General features: G+C 65.1%; 18 protein-coding genes and 1 pseudogene. 10 read left to right on the forward strand and 9 right to left on the reverse strand.

Annotation, left to right across the window (positions count from 1 at the left end):
* Positions 1 to 11: 11 nt before the first annotated feature.
* A pseudogene (locus LOY42_RS26685) lies at positions 12 to 791 on the reverse strand (methyl-accepting chemotaxis protein); the annotation flags it as partial.
* A 100-nt stretch (positions 792 to 891) separates the two neighbouring features.
* Complete coding sequence (locus tag LOY42_RS17670) at positions 892 to 2,655, reverse strand: ABC transporter transmembrane domain-containing protein (protein WP_258598632.1); 1,764 nt, start codon at positions 2,653 to 2,655, stop codon at positions 892 to 894.
* A gap of 246 nt (positions 2,656 to 2,901) precedes the next feature.
* Here LOY42_RS17670 and LOY42_RS17675 point away from each other — a divergent pair, with 246 nt between their 5' ends.
* Positions 2,902 to 3,072 (forward strand): PA1571 family protein, encoded by a 171-nt coding sequence (locus LOY42_RS17675; protein WP_173862435.1) that lies wholly within the window; start codon positions 2,902 to 2,904, stop codon positions 3,070 to 3,072.
* Positions 3,073 to 3,125: 53 nt separating this feature from the next.
* Here LOY42_RS17675 and pdxB read toward each other — a convergent pair whose 3' ends face one another.
* The 3 genes from pdxB to rlmM all read right to left on the reverse strand — a co-directional run bounded on the left by pdxB (position 3,126) and on the right by rlmM (position 5,730).
* The gene (pdxB, locus tag LOY42_RS17680; protein ID WP_258598635.1) at positions 3,126 to 4,268 is read right to left on the reverse strand and encodes a 4-phosphoerythronate dehydrogenase PdxB; all 1,143 of its coding nucleotides are present in this window, start codon (positions 4,266 to 4,268) and stop codon (positions 3,126 to 3,128) included.
* Between the two features lie 47 nt (positions 4,269 to 4,315).
* Entirely contained in the window at positions 4,316 to 4,558 is a 243-nt protein-coding gene (gene tusA / locus LOY42_RS17685; RefSeq protein WP_139672427.1) for a sulfurtransferase TusA, read from the reverse strand.
* Positions 4,559 to 4,665: 107 nt separating this feature from the next.
* Positions 4,666 to 5,730, reverse strand: a complete 1,065-nt coding sequence (gene rlmM / locus LOY42_RS17690; RefSeq protein ID WP_139672430.1) for a 23S rRNA (cytidine(2498)-2'-O)-methyltransferase RlmM — start codon at positions 5,728 to 5,730, stop codon at positions 4,666 to 4,668.
* A 219-nt stretch (positions 5,731 to 5,949) separates the two neighbouring features.
* Between rlmM and acnA the strand changes: the two genes are divergently transcribed.
* From acnA to LOY42_RS17705, 3 genes are all read left to right on the forward strand, one after another.
* Positions 5,950 to 8,691 carry an aconitate hydratase AcnA gene (acnA, locus tag LOY42_RS17695; RefSeq protein ID WP_139672433.1) on the forward strand — a complete coding sequence of 914 codons (2,742 nt, stop codon included), beginning with the start codon at positions 5,950 to 5,952 and terminating at the stop codon, positions 8,689 to 8,691.
* A gap of 129 nt (positions 8,692 to 8,820) precedes the next feature.
* On the forward strand, positions 8,821 to 9,597 hold the full coding sequence (locus tag LOY42_RS17700) for a CPBP family intramembrane glutamic endopeptidase (protein ID WP_258598637.1): 777 nt from the start codon (positions 8,821 to 8,823) through the stop codon (positions 9,595 to 9,597).
* 200 nt (positions 9,598 to 9,797) lie between these two features.
* A complete protein-coding gene (locus LOY42_RS17705) occupies positions 9,798 to 11,363 on the forward strand; it encodes a PAS domain-containing methyl-accepting chemotaxis protein (RefSeq protein ID WP_198753849.1) in 1,566 nt (521 codons plus the stop codon).
* A gap of 113 nt (positions 11,364 to 11,476) precedes the next feature.
* On the opposite strand, the gene LOY42_RS17710 is transcribed toward LOY42_RS17705, so the two are convergent.
* The 4 genes from LOY42_RS17710 to LOY42_RS17725 form a co-directional block, all read right to left on the reverse strand.
* Positions 11,477 to 12,361 (reverse strand): pseudouridine synthase, encoded by an 885-nt coding sequence (locus LOY42_RS17710; protein ID WP_139673197.1) that lies wholly within the window; start codon positions 12,359 to 12,361, stop codon positions 11,477 to 11,479.
* A 50-nt stretch (positions 12,362 to 12,411) separates the two neighbouring features.
* Positions 12,412 to 12,720 carry a transcriptional regulator gene (locus LOY42_RS17715; RefSeq protein ID WP_139672441.1) on the reverse strand — a complete coding sequence of 103 codons (309 nt, stop codon included), beginning with the start codon at positions 12,718 to 12,720 and terminating at the stop codon, positions 12,412 to 12,414.
* A gap of 67 nt (positions 12,721 to 12,787) precedes the next feature.
* On the reverse strand, positions 12,788 to 13,024 hold the full coding sequence (locus tag LOY42_RS17720) for a glutaredoxin family protein (protein ID WP_046856422.1): 237 nt from the start codon (positions 13,022 to 13,024) through the stop codon (positions 12,788 to 12,790).
* A 73-nt stretch (positions 13,025 to 13,097) separates the two neighbouring features.
* Positions 13,098 to 14,306 (reverse strand): ammonium transporter, encoded by a 1,209-nt coding sequence (locus tag LOY42_RS17725; protein WP_258598640.1) that lies wholly within the window; start codon positions 14,304 to 14,306, stop codon positions 13,098 to 13,100.
* Positions 14,307 to 14,608: 302 nt separating this feature from the next.
* On the opposite strand from LOY42_RS17725, the gene LOY42_RS17730 reads away from it, so the two are divergent.
* The 6 genes from LOY42_RS17730 (at position 14,609) to LOY42_RS17755 (ending at position 21,570) form a co-directional block, all read left to right on the forward strand.
* The gene (locus LOY42_RS17730; protein ID WP_023631678.1) at positions 14,609 to 14,920 is read left to right on the forward strand and encodes a YqjD family protein; all 312 of its coding nucleotides are present in this window, start codon (positions 14,609 to 14,611) and stop codon (positions 14,918 to 14,920) included.
* Between the two features lie 9 nt (positions 14,921 to 14,929).
* Complete coding sequence (locus tag LOY42_RS17735; RefSeq protein WP_102683128.1) at positions 14,930 to 15,304, forward strand: phage holin family protein; 375 nt, start codon at positions 14,930 to 14,932, stop codon at positions 15,302 to 15,304.
* Complete coding sequence (locus LOY42_RS17740) at positions 15,301 to 15,627, forward strand: hypothetical protein (RefSeq protein WP_102683127.1); 327 nt, start codon at positions 15,301 to 15,303, stop codon at positions 15,625 to 15,627. Before LOY42_RS17735 ends, LOY42_RS17740 begins: the two co-directional genes overlap by 4 nt.
* A 78-nt stretch (positions 15,628 to 15,705) precedes the next feature.
* Positions 15,706 to 17,037: a deoxyguanosinetriphosphate triphosphohydrolase gene (locus LOY42_RS17745; RefSeq protein ID WP_102683164.1), complete on the forward strand. Its 1,332-nt coding sequence runs from the start codon at positions 15,706 to 15,708 to the stop codon at positions 17,035 to 17,037.
* A 278-nt stretch (positions 17,038 to 17,315) separates the two neighbouring features.
* Positions 17,316 to 17,936, forward strand: a complete 621-nt coding sequence (locus LOY42_RS17750; protein WP_102683126.1) for a response regulator transcription factor — start codon at positions 17,316 to 17,318, stop codon at positions 17,934 to 17,936.
* Position 17,937: 1 nt separating this feature from the next.
* On the forward strand, positions 17,938 to 21,570 hold the full coding sequence (locus LOY42_RS17755; protein ID WP_139672447.1) for a transporter substrate-binding domain-containing protein: 3,633 nt from the start codon (positions 17,938 to 17,940) through the stop codon (positions 21,568 to 21,570).
* The last annotated feature ends 17 nt before the right edge of the window (positions 21,571 to 21,587 follow it).

A 21,587-nucleotide genomic window follows, 5' to 3' on the forward strand; every position in this document is an offset into this window, starting at 1 on the left:
GCGGCGAAACGCCCCTGGCTGAGCTGGGCGACGTAGTCGATCAACTGGCGAATCGGCTCGACCAGGCTGCGGTTGACCAGCCATAGGCTGAACAGCCCGACCAGTACGGCCGAGGCCAGCATCACCAGCACGCCCAACCACACCGTGCGCTCGGCGCTGGCGCTGATGGCGTCGGCACGCCCGTGGGCATCGGCGCGCAGTTGCTCCACCAGTGCACTCATCTGGTCGCTGGTGGCGCGGTCCACCCCCTTGACCGCCAGGTCGCCGGCCACCGGGTCGCCACCGGCGGCCAGGAATGCCTGGCGCCCTTGCTCGTAGGCCGAACCCAGCTGGCGGTGGCTGGCCTTGAGCTGCTCCAGACGCGATTTGAGAGCCGGATCGCTGCTGTCGATCAATTGCCCCAGCAATTGCTGCACCTGCTGCTCGCGGGCCTGGAACTGCTGCCAGTACTTGTCCAGCTCCGCGGGTTGGCGACCACGCAGCAGCACGTTCTTCCACTCCTGCACCTGGATCTTGAACTGCAGGTTGGCTTCGTCGATCAGCTGCGAGGCACGCAAGGGTCCGTCCACCAACTCGGCGTAGCCGCGCACACTGGACGACAGGAACTGGAAGCACACCAGGGCGATCAACAGGATCGCCAACAGGCTGCCACCGAGCAGGGAGAGAATTTGCACTCTGAGGGATTTACGCAAGATTGCGGATCTCGGAACAAGGAAGAGGGAAACGGCGCACGCCGGCACCGCCGACAGAGGCGTCCTTGTCCTCGTTCGCTGCCCCATCAACGCCGCCATCGGGCGATGGCAGCCAGGGCAAGCACCTGCGCAACAGCCGAGGCAGATAGTCTCAGGCAATTGCTACAGAATTGTTACAAAACAGCGACAGCAAAGACGGTCAGCCCGAGTTGAATTGCAGTGCTGCCAGGCGGGCGTAGAGTGGGCTTTGCTCGATCAATTGTCGATGGGTCCCGACTGCCGCCAGTCGGCCTTTGTCGATCACCGCGATGCGGTCGGCATGCTGCACCGTCGCCAGGCGGTGGGCGATGACCAGCGTGGTGCGCCCGGCCATCAGTTGTGGCAACGCCTGCTGGATCAGATACTCGCTTTGCGCGTCCAGCGCGCTGGTGGCTTCGTCCAGCAGCAGGATCGGCGCATCCACCAGCAGCGCCCGGGCAATCGCCAGGCGCTGACGCTGACCACCGGACAAGCCCACGCCCCCTTCACCCAAGAGTGTCTGATAGCCCTGGGGCAGTTGGATGACGAACTCATGGGCATGGGCACCGCGCGCCGCCGCCTCGACCTCGGCCAGGCTGGCCTCGGGCCGACCATAGCGGATGTTGGCCTCGACCGTGCCGCGAAACAACGCCGGTTGCTGGGCCACCAGGGCAAACTGGCGGCGCAGGTCGGCAGGCGCCAGACCGGTGATCGGCTGGCCATCGAGCAGAATCGCGCCACCTTGCGGATCGTAGAACCGCAGCAGCAGGTCGAACAAGGTCGATTTGCCGGCCCCCGACGGCCCAACCAGCGCCACGGTCTCGCCGGGACGGATATGCAGGCTCAGGCCGTCGACGGCCGCCACCGCGGGCCGTGACGGGTAGGCGAAGCGCACCTCGCGCAGTTCGATGTCGCCACTGGCGCGCCCGTGCGCCAATCCCGCCGGCTGTGACGGCGCCAGGATCGCCGTCTGCGCCGCCAGCAGCTCGGCGATACGCTCGACGGCACCGGCGGCCCGTTGCAATTCGCCAATCACCTCGCTCAGGGTGCCAAAGGCGCTGCCGACGATCAGGCTGTAGAACACGAACGCGGCGAGCTCGCCGCCGGAGATACGTCCAGCGATCACATCCATGCCGCCGACCCAGAGCATCACCCCCACTGCGCCAAGCACCAGCACGATCACCAGGGTGATCAGCCAGGCGCGCTGGGCGATGCGACGGCGCGCCACATCGAACGCCGCCTCCACGGTGTCGCCGAACAGTGCCTGGTCACGCGCCTGGTGGTTGTAGGCCTGCACCGTCTTGATCTGGCCAAGGGTCTCGGCGACATAGCTGCCGACATCGGCCACCCGGTCCTGGCTCTGCCGCGACAGGCTGCGCACGCGCCGGCCAAACAGCAGGATCGGCGCCAGCACCAGGGGCAGGGCCAGCACCACGATGCTGGTCAGCTTGGGGTTGGTGACGAACAGCAGGATCACCCCGCCGACCACCATCAGCGCATTGCGCAGGAACATCGACAGCGACGAGCCGATCACCGACTGCAGCAAGGTGGTGTCGGCGGTCAGCCGCGACTGGATCTCCGAACTGCGGTTGTCCTCGAAAAAACCCGGGTGCAGGCCGACCAGGTGGTCGAACACCGCCCGGCGGATATCGGCCACGCAGCGCTCGCCGATCCACGACACCAGGTAGAAGCGGGCGAACGTCCCCACCGCCAGGGCCAGCACCAGCAGCAGGAACAGGCCAATGGTCTGGTTGAGCTGGTGCGCCGAGCCGGTCATGAAGCCCTGATCGACCAGCAGGCGGATCCCCTGCCCCATGGACAGGGTGATGGCGGCAGTGACCACCAGCGCCAGCAAGGCCAGCAGCGCCTGGCGGCGATAGGGTCGCACGAACTGCCAGCCCAGGTGCAGGGCGCGGCGTTGGCGGGGAGAGATCGGATCGGACATGGCAAAGGTCGTTCCACAGGGGATTGGTAGCAGACTACCACTCGTCGGTGCTATGCAACGCCTGGGAATGCGAGGTCGTCCCATGCCCGGACGGAGCGGCAGTGGCTATGCCCATTCGTTCTAAAGTGTGACTGGAGCTTTGCCGCGCTTTCTGGTGGACTGATCCAGCATGAAGCCGAAAAGCTGTCACAGACCAGTCACGGCGAAGCGATACCTTGAGCTTGAACCTGAAAGAGGAGACAGGACATGAGCTTGCAGCACACCGATACGCCCAAGACCCAGCCCCCTGCGCAACATCAGGTCTGCGGCTCGATCATCGATGCCCAGGGCCGCGAGGTACCCATCACCGAGCAGATGATCCAGAAGGCCTGCAAGGACCTGGAAGCCAGCCGGGCCGAGAAAACCCGCAAGACCTGACCCCTGAATTGCGTGCAACCCGGCGCTTGCGCCGGGTTTTTAGTGGCCGAGCCTCAGGCCAGCACCGCCCCCAGCGCACTGACCAGTTGCGCCAGCTGCGGCGCCTCCCCACGTACACCCACCGCCAGCCCCTCGATCTCACGCCTTACCGGGTAGTGTTTGCGCAGCAGGTCGAACGCCGCACGCTGTTCGAGCGGATCTTCGCTCAGGCTGCGACGGAAATCGGCATCGTCACGACGTGGGTCGTAGACCGCCCGGCACAGGGTGGCCAATGCCCAAGCCGAATCCGCGCTCGCGTCAAACTCGATCCGCGCAAGGCCCGGCGCCGGCAGCAGGTCGGCAAGGCGCACCTGCTCGGGCTCCCCGCGCCAGCGGCAGAAGGCCTGGTAAATCTGCGCCGTGCCCCGCTGCTTGCCGTCCAGGCTGTAGCCGGCGATGTGCGGCGTGGCCAGGGTGCACAGGTCAGCCAGTTGCAGGTCCACCTGCGGCTCTCCCTCCCACACATCAAGCACCGCGTGCAGATCCTCGCGATCCAGCAGCAGTTCGCGCAGGGCCGCGTTGTCCACCACAGGCCCACGGCTGGCGTTGATCAGCCAGGCGCCTGCGCGCAAGCGGGCCAGGCGCGGCTGATCGAGCAGGTGCCAGGTCGGGTGCTCGCCGCCACGCTGCAGCGGCGTGTGCAGGCTGATCACATCACACTGCGCGAGGACACTATCGAGATCGACAAAATCGCCGGTCTCGCTGGCCTGGCGCACCGGGTCGCACACCAGCACCTTCCAACCGAGGCCGCGCAGCACCCGCACCAGCCGCCCGCCGACCTCACCCGCGCCGACCACGCCATAGACGCGCTTGCCCAGGTCGGCCCCCTCGAGCTCGGCCAGGGTCAGCAGGCTGCCCAGCACGTAATCCACCACGCCACGGGCGTTGCAGCCCGGCGCGCTGCTCCAGTGGATACCGGCTTCGGCGAAATGCTCGAGGTCGAGATGATCGGTGCCGATGGTGCAGGTGCCGACGAAGCCCACCCGACTGCCCTCAAGCAGTTGCCGATCGACGCGAGTCACCGAGCGTACCAGCAGCACGTCGGCGTCCTTGACGCAGTCGGCGTCGATGGCCCGGCCGGGATAACGGCGAATTTCACCGAAACCGGCAAAGAAGGCATCGAGCAGCGGGATATTCTCGTCGGCAACTATCAGCATGGCGCTCTCCTGTCAGGGGAGCGCAGTGTAGCGCGATCGCGGCAGGCTCAGTCGGCCTTCTTGCGGATCCAGTACAGGTAGGTTCCGGCGTCTTCTTGCTGGCCGAGCAGCTCGTGGCCGAGGAAGATGCAGAACTTGGGGATGTCGCGGCGGGTCGACGGGTCGGTGGCGATGACCTTGAGCACGCCGCCGGATACCAGCTCGCGCACATGCTTGTGCAGCATCATCACCGGCTCCGGGCAGTTCAGGCCGGTGGCGTCGAGGATCGCGTCGTGGGTGAAATCGGTCATGAAAGGCTCCGCAAAATGCTCGTCATTGTGGCGTATCGGCCGAGGGGCGCCAAGCCCACTCCCACAAGGGCCGGGTACCGTGGGAGCGGGCTTGCCCCGCGATGGGCTCAGCGCGGCTTCAGGTCCAGCCGGCGCAGGTGGCAGGTGACTTCCTCACGGTCGTGATACAGCTGCTTGCAGGCGATCGAAACCTTCACCTTGCGCGCCTTGAACCCAGCCTCGATACGGTCCAGCAGCTTGCGAACCTCGGCATGGCGCTGTTTCATCGGCAGCTTCAGGTTGACCACCGCCTCGCGGCACAGCCCTTCGCCCAGCCAGGTCTCGATCAGCGAAGCGGTGCGCGCCGGCTTCTCGACGATGTCGCAGACCATCCAGTCCACCGTCAGCTTCGGCTGCCAGGTGAAACCGTCGGCCATCAGATGGGTGACCAGGCCGGTATCCATAAGGCTCTCGGCCATCGGGCCGTTGTCGATGGCGGTGACCAGCATGCCACGCTTGACCAACTGGTAGGTCCAGCCACCGGGCGAGGCGCCCAGGTCGACACCCGTCATGTCGTCGTTCAGGCGCGCGTCCCATTGCTCGCGCGGGATGAACTGGTGCCAGGCTTCCTCGAGCTTGAGGGTCGATCGGCTCGGGGCCTCGCGGGGGAACTTCAGCCGTGGGATGCCCATCGGCCACAGCGCCGAGTTGTCGGCCTCGGCCAGGCCGAGGAACACCCGGCGGCCGCTGATGAAGGTCAGCAGCAGGCGCGGACGGCGGGCGTCATCGACCAGGCGGCCGGCCTTCTCCAGGGCCTTGCGCAGCGGCACTTCGAACTTGCGGCAGAAGGTCGACAGCTCCTTGCCCTCGTTGCTGTCGAGCACCTCCAGCCACAGGCTGCCGCACACCGGCAGCCCGGCCAGGTGCTCGAGCAGCACGCTGATACGGTCGGTCTCTGGCAACTCGACGTACATACCGCGGGCCCACTGGCGCGGGAAGATCAGCTGCGAGAAGCGCAGCGCCTGCATCATGCGTTCGGCGCCACCGGGCTCGGTGCAGACGAACTCGGCGCAGGCACTCTGCGGCTTGCCCTTGGCATAGCCGGGCACGCCCAAATGGGCGGCGTGTTCGCTGATTTCGGCGCAGACCTCGCCCTCGAAGCCGGGCCGGCAATGCATGAACAGGGTATTCATTTCTCACTCCACATCACTGGCGCAGACGGCGCCAGGGCGGCGAATGATAAAGGAAGTCGGGAACCAGCGACACGCCCCATCGGTCCAGAAAAGGGTCGGGGCCGGCAAACCGGTCTAACCTGACTGTTCAGCCAGGTCCGTGCCGTGCGGACCGGTCCAGAGCGGTGATACCGGCGAGCGACCCGCAGTCGCCGGGCACCGGAGCACAAGGAGTTGTAAATGCCCTCGCTCGATAGCCTGAAAACCCTCAAGACCCTCCAGGTGGCCAACCGCGCCTACCACTATTTCAGCCTGCCCGACGCCGCCCACCAGCTCGGCGACCTGCAGCGCCTGCCCATGTCGCTCAAGGTGCTGCTGGAGAACCTGCTGCGCTGGGAAGACGGCAAGACCGTTACCGGTGACGACCTGCGCGCCCTCGCCGCCTGGCTGCAGGAGCGTCGCTCCGACCGCGAGATCCAGTACCGCCCCGCGCGGGTGCTGATGCAGGACTTCACCGGCGTGCCGGCGGTGGTCGACCTGGCCGCCATGCGCGCGGCCATGGCCAAGGCCGGCGGCGACCCGCAGCGGATCAACCCATTGTCGCCGGTGGACCTGGTGATCGACCACTCGGTGATGGTCGACCGTTATGCCACCCCGGCCGCGTTCGCCCAGAACGTCGACATCGAGATGCAGCGCAACGGCGAACGCTACGCCTTCCTGCGCTGGGGCCAGAGCGCCTTCGACAACTTCCGCGTGGTGCCGCCGGGCACCGGCATCTGCCACCAGGTCAACCTCGAGTACCTGGGCCGCACGGTATGGACCCGCGAAGAGGACGGCCGTACCTATGCCTTCCCCGACACCCTGGTCGGCACCGACTCGCACACCACCATGATCAACGGCCTGGGCGTGCTCGGCTGGGGCGTGGGCGGCATCGAGGCCGAGGCAGCCATGCTCGGCCAGCCGGTATCGATGCTGATCCCCGAGGTGATCGGTTTCAAGCTCACCGGCAAGCTGCGCGAGGGCATCACCGCTACCGACCTGGTCCTGACAGTCACGCAGATGCTGCGCAAGAAGGGCGTGGTGGGCAAGTTCGTCGAGTTCTATGGCGACGGCCTGGCCGACCTGCCGCTGGCCGATCGCGCCACCATCGCCAACATGGCCCCCGAGTATGGCGCCACCTGTGGCTTCTTCCCGGTCGACCAGGTGACCCTCGACTACCTGCGCCTGTCCGGCCGCCCCGAGGAGACCGTGCAACTGGTCGAGGCCTACTGCAAGGCCCAGGGCCTGTGGCGCCTGCCCGGCCAGGAGCCGCTGTTCAGCGACACCCTGGCGTTGGACATGAACGATGTGGAAGCCAGCCTGGCCGGGCCCAAGCGCCCGCAGGACCGCGTCGCCCTGGGCCAGGTGCGCCAGGCCTTCGACCACTTCATCGAGTTGCAGCCCAAACCACTGGCCAAGGAAGTCGGCCGCCTGGAGAGCGAAGGCGGCGGTGGCGTGGCGGTGGGCAATGCCGACCAGGCTGGCGAGATCGACTACACCCACGAAAACCAGACCCACACCCTGCGCGACGGCGCGGTGGTGATCGCCGCCATCACCTCCTGCACCAACACCTCCAACCCCAGCGTGATGATGGCCGCCGGGCTGGTGGCGAAGAAAGCCGTGGAGAAAGGCCTGCAACGCAAGCCCTGGGTGAAGAGTTCGCTCGCCCCCGGCTCCAAGGTGGTCACCGACTACTACAAGGCCGCGGGCCTGACACAATACCTCGACCAGCTCGGTTTCGACCTGGTCGGTTATGGCTGCACCACCTGCATCGGCAACTCAGGCCCTCTGGACGAGGCCATCGAGCAAGCCATCGGCAGCGCCGACCTCACCGTCGCCTCGGTGCTATCGGGCAACCGCAACTTCGAAGGCCGGGTACACCCGCTGGTCAAGACCAACTGGCTGGCTTCGCCGCCGCTCGTGGTGGCCTATGCTCTGGCCGGAAGCGTGCGCATCGACCTCAGCCAGGAGCCGCTCGGCACCGGCAAGGACGGCAAGCCTGTCTACCTGCGCGACATCTGGCCAAGCCAGCAGGAGATCGCCGAGGCGGTCAGCAATGTCGACACCGGCATGTTCCACAAGGAATACGCCGAGGTGTTCGCCGGCGATGCCCAGTGGCAGGCGATCGAAGTGCCACAGGCCGCGACCTATGTCTGGCAGGCCGATTCCACCTATATCCAGCACCCGCCCTTCTTCGATGACATCGGCGGCCCACTGCCGGAGATCGGTGATGTGCGCAACGCACGCATCCTCGCCCTGCTCGGCGACTCGGTGACCACTGACCACATTTCCCCGGCCGGCAACATCAAGGCCGACAGCCCGGCCGGCCGCTACCTGCGCGGCAAGGGCGTGGAACCGCGCGACTTCAACTCCTACGGTTCGCGTCGCGGCAACCATGAAGTGATGATGCGCGGCACCTTCGCCAACATCCGCATCCGCAACGAGATGCTTGGCGGCGAGGAAGGCGGCAACACCCTGTACGTGCCCAGCGGTGAAAAGCTGTCGATCTACGATGCCGCCATGCGTTACCAGCAGGATGGCACGCCGCTGGTGGTGATCGCCGGGCAGGAATACGGCACCGGCTCCAGCCGCGACTGGGCGGCCAAGGGCACCAACCTGCTGGGGGTCAAGGCGGTGCTGGCGGAGAGTTTCGAACGCATCCACCGCTCCAACCTGGTGGGCATGGGCGTGCTGCCACTGCAGTTCAAGGCAGGGGACGACCGCAAGCGCCTGGGGCTGACCGGCAGCGAGCGCATCGATGTGCTGGGGCTGACTGATGCGCAGATCCGCCCGGGCATGAGCCTGCCGCTGCGCATCACTCGCGAAGACGGGCGCCAGGAGCAGATCGAGGTCCTGTGTCGGATCGACACCCTCAATGAGGTGGAGTACTTCAAGTCGGGAGGGATCCTGCATTATGTGCTGCGGCAATTGATCGCAGGATAAGGCCCCTTCGCGGGGCAAGCCCGCTCCCACGCAATGTGGGGGCTTGCCCCGCGCGGGTGGTTTCAGGTGTCCTGAAGGCCAGACGAGGAGTCCTACCCTCCTCTGATTCACCGGCACTAAGGAAACACCATGCCTCTTCTCCACTGGATCGCCCTGCTCCTGCTTGCCCTCGGCTATGCGATCGCCCTGACCTACGGCAGCCTCGGCCTCGCCGCCCTGCCCGCCTTGCTCGCGCTGCTGTGCAGTGCCCTGCTCGTCCGCCGTCCGGTGCGCTGGCAACAAAGCCTCGGCCATCTGCTGTTCATCCTCCTGGGCATCGCCCTGGCGCTGCACTGGCTGCCCGGTTTCCATGGCGCTCGCGTCATCGACAAGGCCGTCCTCAGCGAAGGCGCGGTGCCCTTCTCCATGTACCTGAACCTGGACAAGCCGCTGATCGGCCTGTGGCTGCTGCTGGCCTGCCCTTGGCTGGTAATGCTGCGCGGTCGCGGCCTGGCCATGAGCCTGGCGCTGATCCTTCCCCTTACCCTGCTCGCCTGCCTGGGTGGTGCCTCGGCCCTGGGCCTGGTTGCCTGGGCACCGAAATGGCCGGACCAGGCCTGGCTGTGGCTGGCCAACAACCTGCTGCTGGTGAGCCTGACCGAGGAACTGCTGTTCCGTGGCTACATCCAGGGCGGCCTGCAACGTCTGTTCAAACATGAGGGGCTGGCGCTGCTGGTGGCCGCGCTGTTGTTCGGCCTCGCGCACCTGGCCGGCGGCTGGCAGTGGTTCTACCTGGCCACCCTGGCCGGGGTGGGGTATGGTCTGGCCTATCGCTATGGCGGGCTGGCAGCGGCGGTGCTGTGCCACACCTGCGTCAACCTGGCGCACTTCGCCCTGTTCAGCTACCCGATGCTGGCCCCGAGCTGAACAATCGGTCATGATCAGACCTAAACGTCATCTTTTATAAAGAAAACTGCAATATTGAAGGCAATGGCTGCGATCAGGTCGGCTGCGATAGCTCAACCACACTGATGGCACCTTGCCCCAGATCAAGGCAGTCAAATATTCATTCAATAAAACCAGAGGCTTGCCGATACCCGTCGAAAGCCTTGCGGATTGAACAGCCAATGCGTAACAACCAGCCGATTACCCAGAGAGAACGGACTTTCCCTGCCCAGCAGCGGTTGATCTCCACCACCAACGCCAAAGGCGTGATCACTTACTGCAACGATGCCTTCATCGAGATCAGCGGATTCTCCCGCGAGGACCTGATGGGCGCACCGCACAACCTGGTGCGTCACCCCGACGTCCCGTCAGCCGTATTCGCCCATATGTGGCAGACCCTCAAACAGGGCCTGCCGTGGATGGGTATCGTCAAGAACCGCTGCAAGTCGGGCGACCACTACTGGGTCAATGCCTACGTCACACCGATCTTCGACAACAACCAGGTGGTCGGCTACGAGTCGGTGCGGGTCAAGCCCACCGCCGAGCAGATCCGCCGCGCCGAGGCGCTTTACCAGCGCATCAACCAGGGCAAGTCGGCCATCCCGAAACGTGACAAGTGGCTGCCGGTGCTGCAGGACTGGTTGCCGTTCATCCTGATCAGCCAGGTCGGTTTCCTGATCGGCAACTGGCTGGGCCACTCCTGGGGCTTCGCCTTGGCCGCCGGCCTGTCGGTGCCGCTGGGCCTGCTCGGCCTGAGCTGGCAGCAACGCGGCCTCAAGCGCCTGCTGCGCCTGGCAGAACAGACCACCTCCGACCCGCTGATCGCGCAGATGTACACCGACAGCCGCGGCGTTCAGGCACGCCTGGAAATGGCCATGCTCAGCCAGGACGCACGGATGAAGACCTGCCTGACCCGCCTGCAGGACAGCGCCGAGCAGCTCAGCGACCAGGCCCGCCAGTCCGACACCCTCGCCCACCAGAGTTCCTCGGGCCTGGAGCGCCAGCGCGTTGAGACCGAGCAGGTGGCCGCCGCCGTCAACCAGATGGCCGCCACCACCCAGGAAGTGGCCAACCATGTCCAGCGCACCGCCGACGCGACGCAGGAGGCCAATCGCCTGACCAGCCAGGGCCGCAATATTGCCGGCGAAACCCGTGACGCCATCGAACGTCTGTCGGCTGCCGTGGGCGAAACCGGGCTGACCGTCACCCAGCTGGCCAAGGACAGCGACGAGATTGGCGGCGTGGTAGATGTGATCAAGGGTATCGCCGACCAGACCAACCTGCTGGCGCTCAACGCTGCCATTGAAGCGGCCCGCGCCGGGGAGATGGGGCGCGGCTTCGCCGTGGTGGCCGATGAGGTCCGCCAACTGGCCCAGCGAACCGCCGAGTCCACCGGGCAGATCCACACCCTGATCGCCAAGCTGCAACAGACCGCCAACAACGCGGTGCAGACCATGGAATCCGGCCATCGCCAGGCCCAGGAAGGCGTCGAGCGGGTCATGCAGGCCGACCAGGCATTGGTGGGTATCAGCGAGGCCGTGGCCAACATCACCGACATGGCGACCCAGATCGCCGCGGCCACCGAAGAGCAGAGCGCGGTGGCCGAGGAGATCAGCCGCAACATCAGCACCATCGCCGACCTCGCCGACCAGACCGCCGGCCAGGCCCAGCGCTCGGCGCTGCTCAGCGAAGAGCTGACCAGCACTGCGGGGACCCAGTACTCGCTAGTGGAGCGTTTCAACCGCTGATGACAAAAGGCGCCGCTTAAGCGGCGCATCGCCGGCAAGCCGGCTCCCACACTGACCGCGCCGCCCTCAGGCCAAGCGCCATTTCTGTGGTAGCCGACTTGCCGGCGATGCTTTTACCAGTCGAGCGCCAGCCGGCTCTCGAAGTAACGAACCTCACCCGTCAACGGATCCTCGAAACGCAGGCTATGGGCCAGCAGCTTGAGTGGCCGTGCGTAATCATCCTGCTCGTTTACCAGCTGCGGATAGAACGGATCGTTGCAGATCCCCGCCCCGAGCGCCGCCATGTGCACGCGCAACTGGTGAGTCTTGCCGGTGACCGGTGAAAGGCCGTAGCGCCACAGTTCGCCCTGCTTTTCCAGTACGCAGGCATGGGTCTCACTGTTGTCGACCCCTTCGACCTCATGCATGCGGAAGAACGGCTCGCCGTGCACCAGGCGGCTGCGATGCACCAGCGGGTAGTCATGCTGCGGCATCGCCGCGGCAATGGCCTGGTAGTGCTTGTCGATACGCCGCTCGGGAAAAAGGCGCTGATAGGCGCCACGGCTCTGAGGGTTGGCAGAGAACAGCACCAGCCCAGCCGTGTGTCGGTCAATGCGATGCAGCGGAACCAGATGCGGGTTGTCCAGGCGCCGGATCAGCCGGCGCAGCAGCGTCTGCTCGACATACTCGCCGGTGGGCGTCACAGGCAGGAAATGCGGCTTGTCCGCTACCACCAGGTGCTCATCCACATGCAGGATTTCTTCCTGCACCGGAATCACCCTTTCATTGGGTACTTCACGGAAATAGTGCAGGCGCATGCCCCGACGATAGCGGGTGTCCGCTGCAATCGGCTGGCCCTCGGCATTCAATACCCGCCCTCGGGCGAAGCGGTCGAGCCATTGTTCGCGGCTGATGCCCTTGAAATGCTCGCACAGGCAGTCGAGCACGTTTGCCCAAGGCCCAGGCGGCAGGCATACAGTGCTGGCTTGCTGTTGGGCGGGGTCGAAAGGCGTGGTCATCATCGGGCTCGGTTCTGCGTGGGCGGACATTATCTCCTACCCCCCGCCCCTCAACCAGCCTCGCAGGCCGGCTCGCAGCGCGCCTTCAGCCAACGCAGTACCTGCACCGCTTCCCAGCGACCCGGATCGTAGAGGGCGTAGCTCAGCCCCTGGTAGCCCACGACATCCAGCGGGCGGTGGAAGCCGGCACGCTGGAACAGCGCCTCGATCTCGGCGAAGCAGGTGTTGAAATGGACCTTGCCGAACGGTGTGCGCTCGTCGGTGACGATGCCATCGAGGCGCAGTTCCAGCACCGCCTCGCACACACGCTCGGGCGCCATGTGATTGATGCTGTACTTGAGTTGCTCGACATTGAGCATGACTTACCTCGGGATACTGTATTTATATACAGCATACGAAGCGAAGTGGGTGCCGTCAATGCGCGGCTCAGCCGAGGAAGGCCACTACTTGCTCGGCGTCGAACGGCCAACCCAGCTCGGCACCGGTATCGCAACGGCGCAATACCGGAATGATCAGCCCATAACGTTCGAACAGCGCCTCACTGTCGGCGATATCGACCAGCTCGACCAGCAAGCCGTGCTCGACGAATGGCATCAGCACGGCTTCGGCCACTTCGCACAGATGGCACCCGAGGGTGCCGAACAATTGGGTTTCAGGCAGCATGCGTCTATCCGCAAAATCGCAGGAAGGGATGCTCATTCTAGGTCCGCCTGCGCCTTCGTGCACCTGACCTGCCTCAATCCTGGCTGGTGGCGCCGATGCGATGCACCGCCAGGTCCGCGCCCTGGAACTCCTGTTCATGGTTCAAGCGCAAACCATGCAGCGCCTTGAGCAGACCATACACAGCAAAGCCGCCGATCAGTGCCACCAGCACACCCGCAAGGCTGCCCAGCAGTTGGCTGACCAGGCTGACACCGCCCAGCCCTCCCAGGGCCACCTGCCCGAACACGCCGCAGGCGATGCCGCCCCACACGCCGCACAGGCCATGCAGCGGCCATACCCCCAGCACGTCGTCGATCTTCCAGCGGTTCTGCGCGGCAGTGAAGCTCCAGACGAACAGCCCGCCTGCCACCAGGCCGGTGGCCAGCGCCCCCACAGGGTGCATCAGGTCGGAACCTGCGCACACCGCCACCAGGCCGGCCAGCGGGCCGTTGTGCAGGAAACCGGGGTCGTTGCGCCCGGCCAGCAATGCCGCCAGGGTGCCCCCGACCATGGCCATCAGCGAATTGATCGCCACCAGCCCGCTCACCCCTTGCAGGGTCTGCGCGCTCATGACATTGAAGCCGAACCAGCCGATGATCAGGATCCACGACCCCAGCGCCAGGAACGGAATGCTCGAGGGGGCGAACGCCACCAGCCGGCCATCGCGATAACGGCCGCGGCGCGCCCCCAGCAGCAACACCGCCGCCAGCGCCAGCCAGCCCCCCATGGCGTGCACCACCACGGAGCCGGCAAAGTCGTGGAACGGCGCACCGAAGCGCGTTTGCAACCAGGCCTGCAAGCCGAAGTTGCCGTTCCACACGATGCCTTCGAAAAACGGATAGATGAACGCCACGATCAACGCCGTCGCGCACAGTTGCGGCGCAAAGCGCGCGCGTTCGGCGATACCGCCGGAAATGATTGCCGGAATCGCCGCGGCGAAGGTCAGCAGGAAGAAGCATTTGACCAGCGCGTAGCCATGGTCGCTGGCCAGCGCCGCCGCCGGCTGCAAGAAGCTCACGCCATAGGCGATCCAGTAACCGACGAAGAAGTACACCAGCGCCGAGATGGCGAAGTCGCTGAGGATCTTCGACAGGGCGTTGACCTGATTCTTGTACCGCACTGTGCCGACTTCGAGAAAGGCGAACCCCGCATGCATGGCCAGGACCAGTATCGCGCCCATGAGGATGAACAAAGTGTTGGAGCCGTGGACCAGGGAGTCCATCGCGCTGTGCGTGTTTTCCATGTAATGGCAGACCTGCAAAAAGGCACCAGGACAGTTCAAGAACCGGCATCCATGCACCGCATCGGTGCCAGGCCGCTGCCCAATTTCGGTGAGCCGGGCGGGGCCTGCGTGGTTTTTTCTTGGGTTTGTCGTGGATTGGGTTAAGGTTTAGCGGTATCTGCAGCAAGGGCGCCTGATGTCGGCGCACGCCTCGGCGGACACGCACCGTTTTTTAGCAAGCGCTGTACCAACACATCCCGCTGAACCTTCCACGCCACCGCTTACTCGAAATACCACACACATCCACAGGGAGAGGCCCACCTATGGCCAGCAAATCGGCAAAGACTGCACAAGACATACTGATGGCTGACTTCCAGGCCCTGGTCCGCGACACCGAAAAACTGCTGGCCGACACGGCCAACCTGGCCGGCGACCAGGCCGATGAACTGCGCGAGCAGATCCACGATCGACTGGTCCAGGCTCGTGAAACCCTGCAACTGACCCAGGACTCGGTGCGCGCCCGTGGCCAGGCGGCCCTGGGCAGCGCCGAGCAGTACGTGCAGGAGAACCCGTGGCAGGCTATCGGCATCGCCGCCGGCGTCGGCCTGCTGATCGGCCTGCTGGCCAAGCGCTGAGGAACCTACATGGACAACGAAGCCATCGGCACGGGCGCCTCCGGCAGGCGCCTGGGCGCGGCCGTGCTGGGCTTGCTGCACAGCCATATCGAGCTGTTCGGTATCGAGTTGCAGGAGCAGAAGGCCCGCACCTTGAGCCTGCTGCTGTTCGCCGGCCTGGCGCTGGTGTTCGCCCTGCTGCTGCTGACCGCCCTGTCGGGGCTGGTGCTGGTGCTGCTGTGGGACAGCTACCGCCTGGCCGGGATCATCGGCCTGTGCGTGTTCTACGGGGTCGCCGCGCTGTACTGCGGCCTGCGCCTGAAGGCCGCGGTGTTCGACGAATCCTCGCCGTTCAATGCCACCCTCGAGGAGTTGGCCAAGGATCGGGAGCGCCTGCTGCCATGAGCCTGCCAGAACTACCCAACACCCGTAACCCACGGGAGCTGCGCAAGGCGCTGCTGCGCCTGCGCATGGAAATGCACCGCCAGGAAATCCGCCACGAATCCGGGCAGTTGCTCGAACCGGTCCGCCGCCTGCGCGGCATGGGCGGCTCGTTCGGTGAAGGCCTGGGGGTCAAGCACGGCTCGCTGTGGGGCATTGGCGCCGTGGTCGCCCTGGGCTTTCTCACCGGCAAGGGCGTGCGCAGCGGCAACCTGACGCGCCTGGTGCGCCTGGGCGCCAGCCTGGCCCCCTTGATCCGCCTGTTCCTCGGCAGCCGCCGCCGCTGAAGCCCGAGCGCGCCCGGCCCTTGCGCGGGCGCGCCGGACACAGGAAGCTATCCCGACTCGACGATGGGAGAAAACGCCTTGGACTGGCAAACCCTGCTGACCCGCGAACGACTGGGCAAGGCCCTCTACAGCCCCGAGGAACTCGGGCGCAGCCCTTTCCACAAGGACCACGACCGCATCATCTTCTCCGGCGCCTTCCGCCGCCTGGGGCGCAAGACCCAGGTGCATCCGGTGTCCAGCAACGACCACATCCACACCCGCCTCACCCACTCCCTGGAAGTCAGCTGCGTTGGCCGCTCGCTGGGCATGCGTGTCGGCGAGACCCTGCGCGGCCAACTGCCGGACTGGTGCGAACCCAGCGACCTGGGAATGATCGTGCAATCGGCCTGCCTGGCCCACGACATCGGCAACCCGCCGTTCGGCCACTCGGGCGAGGACGCCATTCGTCACTGGTTCCAACAGGCTGCCGGGCGTGGCTGGCTGGACGACATGAGCGACGAGCAGCGCGGCGACTTCCTCAATTTCGAAGGCAACGCCCAAGGGTTTCGTGTCCTCACGCAGCTCGAATACCACCAGTTCGATGGTGGCATGCGCCTGACCTACGCAACCCTCGGTGCCTACCTCAAGTACCCCTGGGCCGCGCGCCACGCCGATGCCCTGGGCTACAAGAAGCACAAGTTCGGCTGCTACCAGAGCGAACTGGGGCTGCTCGAGCAGATCGCCGGCAAGCTCGGCCTGCCCCAGCTCGAACACCAGCGCTGGGCGCGCCATCCCCTGGTGTACCTGATGGAGGCCGCGGACGACATCTGCTATGCCTTGATCGACCTCGAGGACGGCCTGGAGATGGACCTGCTGCAGTATGCCGAAGTCGAGGCGCTGCTGCTGGACCTGGTGGGTGACGACCTGCCGGAAACCTACCGCCTGCTGGGCGCGGGCGAGTCACGCCGGCGCAAGCTGGCGATCCTGCGCGGCAAGGCCATCGAGCACCTGACCAATGCCGCCGCCCAGGCTTTCGTCGAACAACAGCAGGCCCTGCTTGCCGGCCGCCTGGCCGGTGACCTGGTGGAGCACATGCACGGCCCGGCGCAACGCTGCGTGCTCCAGGCCAAGGACATGGCGCGCAAGAAGATCTTCCAGGACAAGCGCAAGACCCTGCACGAGATCGGCGCCTACACGACCCTGGAGATCCTGCTCAACACCTTCTGTGGCGCGGCCCTGGAGCAGCACGGTGGGCGCACGCCATCGTTCAAGAGCCGGCGTGTGCTGGACCTGATCGGCAACAACGCCCCCGACCCGCATGGTTCGCTGCATGGCGCATTCCTGCGCATGATCGACTTCATTGCCGGCATGACCGACAGCTACGCCAGTGAAATGGCCCTGGAAATGACCGGGCGCTCCAGCCCGAAATAGAAAAAACGGGGTGGCAGACGAATGTTTGCCACCCATGTTTAATTTGTATGAAATTTCCTATGATATTTTTTTACAAATAAACTTGCCAGCTTCCCATCCCCGCAAAAGTTATCAATTCCTGATAAAAACCTGCCAACATCTACATCTCTCGTAGCAAAGTTTCGCGAGCGCTGTAAGTTAATTCCTATATCCCGCATTTGGCACCTACTTCCCTGCCCGCCGCCATGCATCTGAGCTAATGTGCCGGCTGCCTTCACCTGCAGCCTGGAATGTTGAATATGCACTCAGTCTTTATTGTTGATGACCATCCCGTTATACGCTTGGCGATACGGATGTTGCTGGAGAACCAGGGATATCGGGTGGTCGGTGAATCGGACAATGGCGTTGACGCCATGCAGCTTATCCGCGAGACCCCGCCGGACCTGGTCATACTGGACATCAGCATCCCCAAGCTCGATGGCCTGGAAATGCTTTCACGCCTGCAGGCCATGGCCATCCAGCTGAAAGTCCTGGTGCTGACCGCGCAATCGCCGGCACTGTTCGCCGTACGCTGCATGCACTCCGGCGCGGCCGGGTATGTGTGCAAGCAGGAAGACCTCAGTGAGCTGCTCAGCGCCATCAAGGCCGTGCTGTCCGGCTACAACTACTTTCCCAGCCAGGCACTCAATCCACCGCCGACAGGCAGCAACCAGGAGCTGGAACTGTTCCGTCAGGTCAACGACCGGGAATTGATGGTCCTGCAACTTTTTGCCCAGGGCCGCAGCAACAAGGAAATTGCCAAGGGCATGTTCCTCAGCAACAAGACCGTCAGCACCTACAAGAAGCGCCTCATGCACAAATTGCGCGCCAGCACATTGGTAGAGTTGATCGACGTCGCCAAGCGCAACGCACTGGTCTGAAATGATGACGTGGAGGTACATCGCTGTATTGCTGCTCTGCCTGGGCACGCCGCAGCAAGGTGGCAGCGTGACCGTCGACCTGGGGCGCACCTACACCTTGCTCAGCCGCTCGGCACCGACGTCGGTCCGGCCGCCCTTGACAGCGGCCCAGCGCGACTGGCTCGCAGAGCGCAAGGAGCTGGTGCTGGGCACCTCGGCGCCCGACTATCCCCCCTTCGATATCGCCACGGGTGGGCGCGAATACCAAGGGTTGACCGCCGACTACGCCGGCTTGATCGGCAGCGCCCTGGGCCTGCCTGTCCGTGTGCAGCGCTTTCCCAGCCGCCCGGCGGCGGTCGCGGCGCTCAAGAGCGGCCATATCGACCTGCTGGGCAGCGCCAACGGCTATGAAGCCGTCACTCAGGGCCTGGCGCTGTCACGCCCCTATGCCATTGACCAACCCGTGCTGGTGACCCGCGAGGACGAAAGCCGCGCACTGGACACCGGCCTGGCGGGCATGCGCCTGAGCATGCTGTATCACTACCTGCCGCCCGGGGAAATCCACGCCAACTACCCCAAGGCCGAACTGCTGACCTTCGAGTCATCCACCCAGGCCCTGAATGCGGTAGCCTTCGAACAGGCCGACGTGTTCATTGGCGACACCATCTCCACTCACTACCTGATCAGCCAGGGTCACTTGCCGCATGTGCGCATGGCCAACTTCGGCAAGCACGAGGCCGTAGGCTTCAGCTTTGCCATGCGTGAGGGCGAGCCTATCCTCCAGTCCCTGGTGGATGCCGCGCTTGACGCGCAGTCCAGCGCCACCCGCAACGATATCTTCAAACGCTGGAGCGCAAGCAGCGGCAGCCTGCTGACCGACCGCAAGCTGCAGTTGTCGACACGCGAGGAGCAGTGGCTGAGCCAACACCCGATCATGCGCGTGGTGGTCAACGACACGGCGGCGCCACTGACGTTCTTCGACAGCAATGGTCGCCTGCGGGGGATAGTCGCCGACCTGCTTGAGCTCATTCGCCTGCGCACCGGCCTGCGCTTCGAGATCCGCCGCGCCAGTGGCGACGGCGACATGATCGATCAGCTCGAGTCCGGTCGTGCCGATATCATCGCCAGCCTGTCCACCGAGGCACGCCGGGGCAACCCGCTGCAGGTCAGCCGCCCCTATCTGGAGAGCGCCTATGTGCTGGTCACCCATACCGGCACCGGCCAACCCAACAGCCTCAAGCAACTCAAGGGCAAGCGGGTCGCCGTTCCCCGCGACAGCACCGTGGCCGCCCTGCTTGCAGCTCGCCACCCGCGGATCCATCAGGTTGCCACCGAAAGCACCTATTACTCCATGGTGCTGCTCGGCAGCGGCGCGGTGGATGCGGCGATCGCCACCCTGATCGACGCCAACCACATGCTCGCCACCAGCAACGACCTGGTCATCCGCAGCACGGTCGGCACGGAACCCGCGGCCTTTTCCATGGCCACCGCCCCCGACGCCAGTGAGCTGGGTTCGATCCTCGACAAGGCGTTGCTGAGCATCTCGCCAGAAGAATTGGGGGTGATCAACAGCCGCTGGCGCGACCATGGGCTGCGTGACGACGCCTACTGGCGCAGCTACCGCCGGGTGATCCTGCAGGTGGTCGGGGTGATCGCGATCCTGCTGGTGCTCGCATTGGTATGGAATGCCCGGCTGCGCCGTCAGATCAAACAACGTCAGCGGGCGGAACGGGCGCTGAACGACCAGCTGGAGTTCATGGGTGCTCTGCTCAACGGCACGCCCCACCCCATGTATGTGCGCGATCGCGAGGGACGCCTGCAAAGCTGCAACGACAGCTATCTGCAAGCCGTCGGTGCCAGCCGCGAACAGGTGCTGGGCAAACGCCTGGAAGACGCCCCCTACAGCGACTGTGACTATACCCAACAGGTGCAGGACGACTACCAGCGGGTGATGGCGCAGGGAACACCCTTGATTCTTGATCGCCCCTTGCGCCTGAAAGACCGCGACCTGACGATCTATCACTGGATCCTGCCCTACCGCGATTCGGTAGGCGAAATGCAAGGAATCATCGGCGGCTGGATCGACATCAGCGAACGCCGCAACCTGGTCCAGGACCTGCGCCTGGCCAAGCAGCAGGCCGATGACGCCAACCGGGCCAAGAGCACGTTCCTGGCCACCATCAGCCATGAGATCCGTACGCCGATGAACGCCCTCATCGGCATGCTGGAGCTGGCCTTGAAGCGCGCCGAGCAGGGCAAACCGGACCGCCCCGCGCTGGAAGTCGCCCACCATTCGGCCAACGATCTGCTGGGCTTGATCGGCGACATCCTGGATATCGCCCGGATCGAATCCGGGCAAATGTCGCTGGCTCCCGAACCCGTCGACCTCGCGGCGCTGGTCGAGTCGGTCGGGCGGATTTTCGACGGCCTCGCCCGCCACAAGGGTTTGGTACTGGATGTGGTGATTGCCCGCGAGGCGCGCTGCCATGCGCTGCTCGACCCGCTGCGCTTCAAGCAGGTCCTGTCGAACCTGGTCAGCAATGCGATCAAGTTCACCGAACAAGGGCAGGTGCGCATCACCGTCAAGCTGCGCAACGACGGCGAACCCGCGTTGCCGGCGCTTGACCTGGAGGTTCGCGACAGCGGTATCGGAATTCACGAGCACGACCTGCAGCGCCTGTTCTCCCCCTTCGTACAGGCCAACCCCTACAGCGACGGCGCACGGGCCGGCACCGGCCTTGGGCTGGTGATCAGCCGCGACCTGTGCGCGATGATGGGCGGCGAACTGACCCTGCAGAGCCTGCAAGGTGTCGGCACCCGCGTGCGCCTGGTGATGCCGCTACAGTGCGTCGAGCCGGTCGCGGCCCCGCCGCGGCCAATGGCGCAATTCCTGCCGCCGAACAAGCAACTGCGCATTCTGGTGATCGACGACCACCCGGCCAATCTGCTGTTGATGGCCCAGCAGCTGAACTACCTGGGGTTGAACCAGCAAAGCGCCGAGGAGGGCGGCGAAGGACTGCGTAAATGGCGTGAGGGCTGTTTCGATGTGCTGATTGTCGACTGCAACATGCCACAGATGAATGGCTACGAACTGGCTCGGACCGTGCGCACGGAGGAGCGCCTGCACGGCCGACCGCGCTGCACCATTCTCGGCTATACCGCCAACGCACAGCCCGAGGTTCGCCAGCAGTGCCTGGACGCCGGCATGGATGACTGCCTGCTCAAACCCATCGGCTTGCAGGTGCTGGGGCAACGCCTGAGCGCCATCACACCCATTGCCCGGAGGTGTGACAGCCACCCTGGCCCGGCACCACGCTTCGATCTCAAAGGCCTGTCCACGATCGTTGGCGACAACCTCGCCGACCGCGACCGCATCCTCGAAACCCTGCTCCTGAGCCTGCGCCAGGACCTGAAGATTCTGATGGCCATCGATCCGCGGCACGAAGGTGACGAGCTGGCGCTGCAGGCACACAAAATCCTCAGCGCGGGACGGATGCTGAATGCGCGGGCGTTGATCGAGGCTTGCCAGGCACTGGAGGGAACGGACGTACCCCAGGCCGAACTGCTAAGGCGCCGTCAGGCGTTGGCACGGCATATGCGCCGCGTCGAGAAAGCCCTGGCCAGGCAGCTGGAGCACCTGGCCGAGGCGGGATGAGGGCGGTACAGGGCGTA

Source organism: Pseudomonas sp. B21-023 (assembly GCF_024749165.1).
GTDB lineage: Bacteria > Pseudomonadota > Gammaproteobacteria > Pseudomonadales > Pseudomonadaceae > Aquipseudomonas.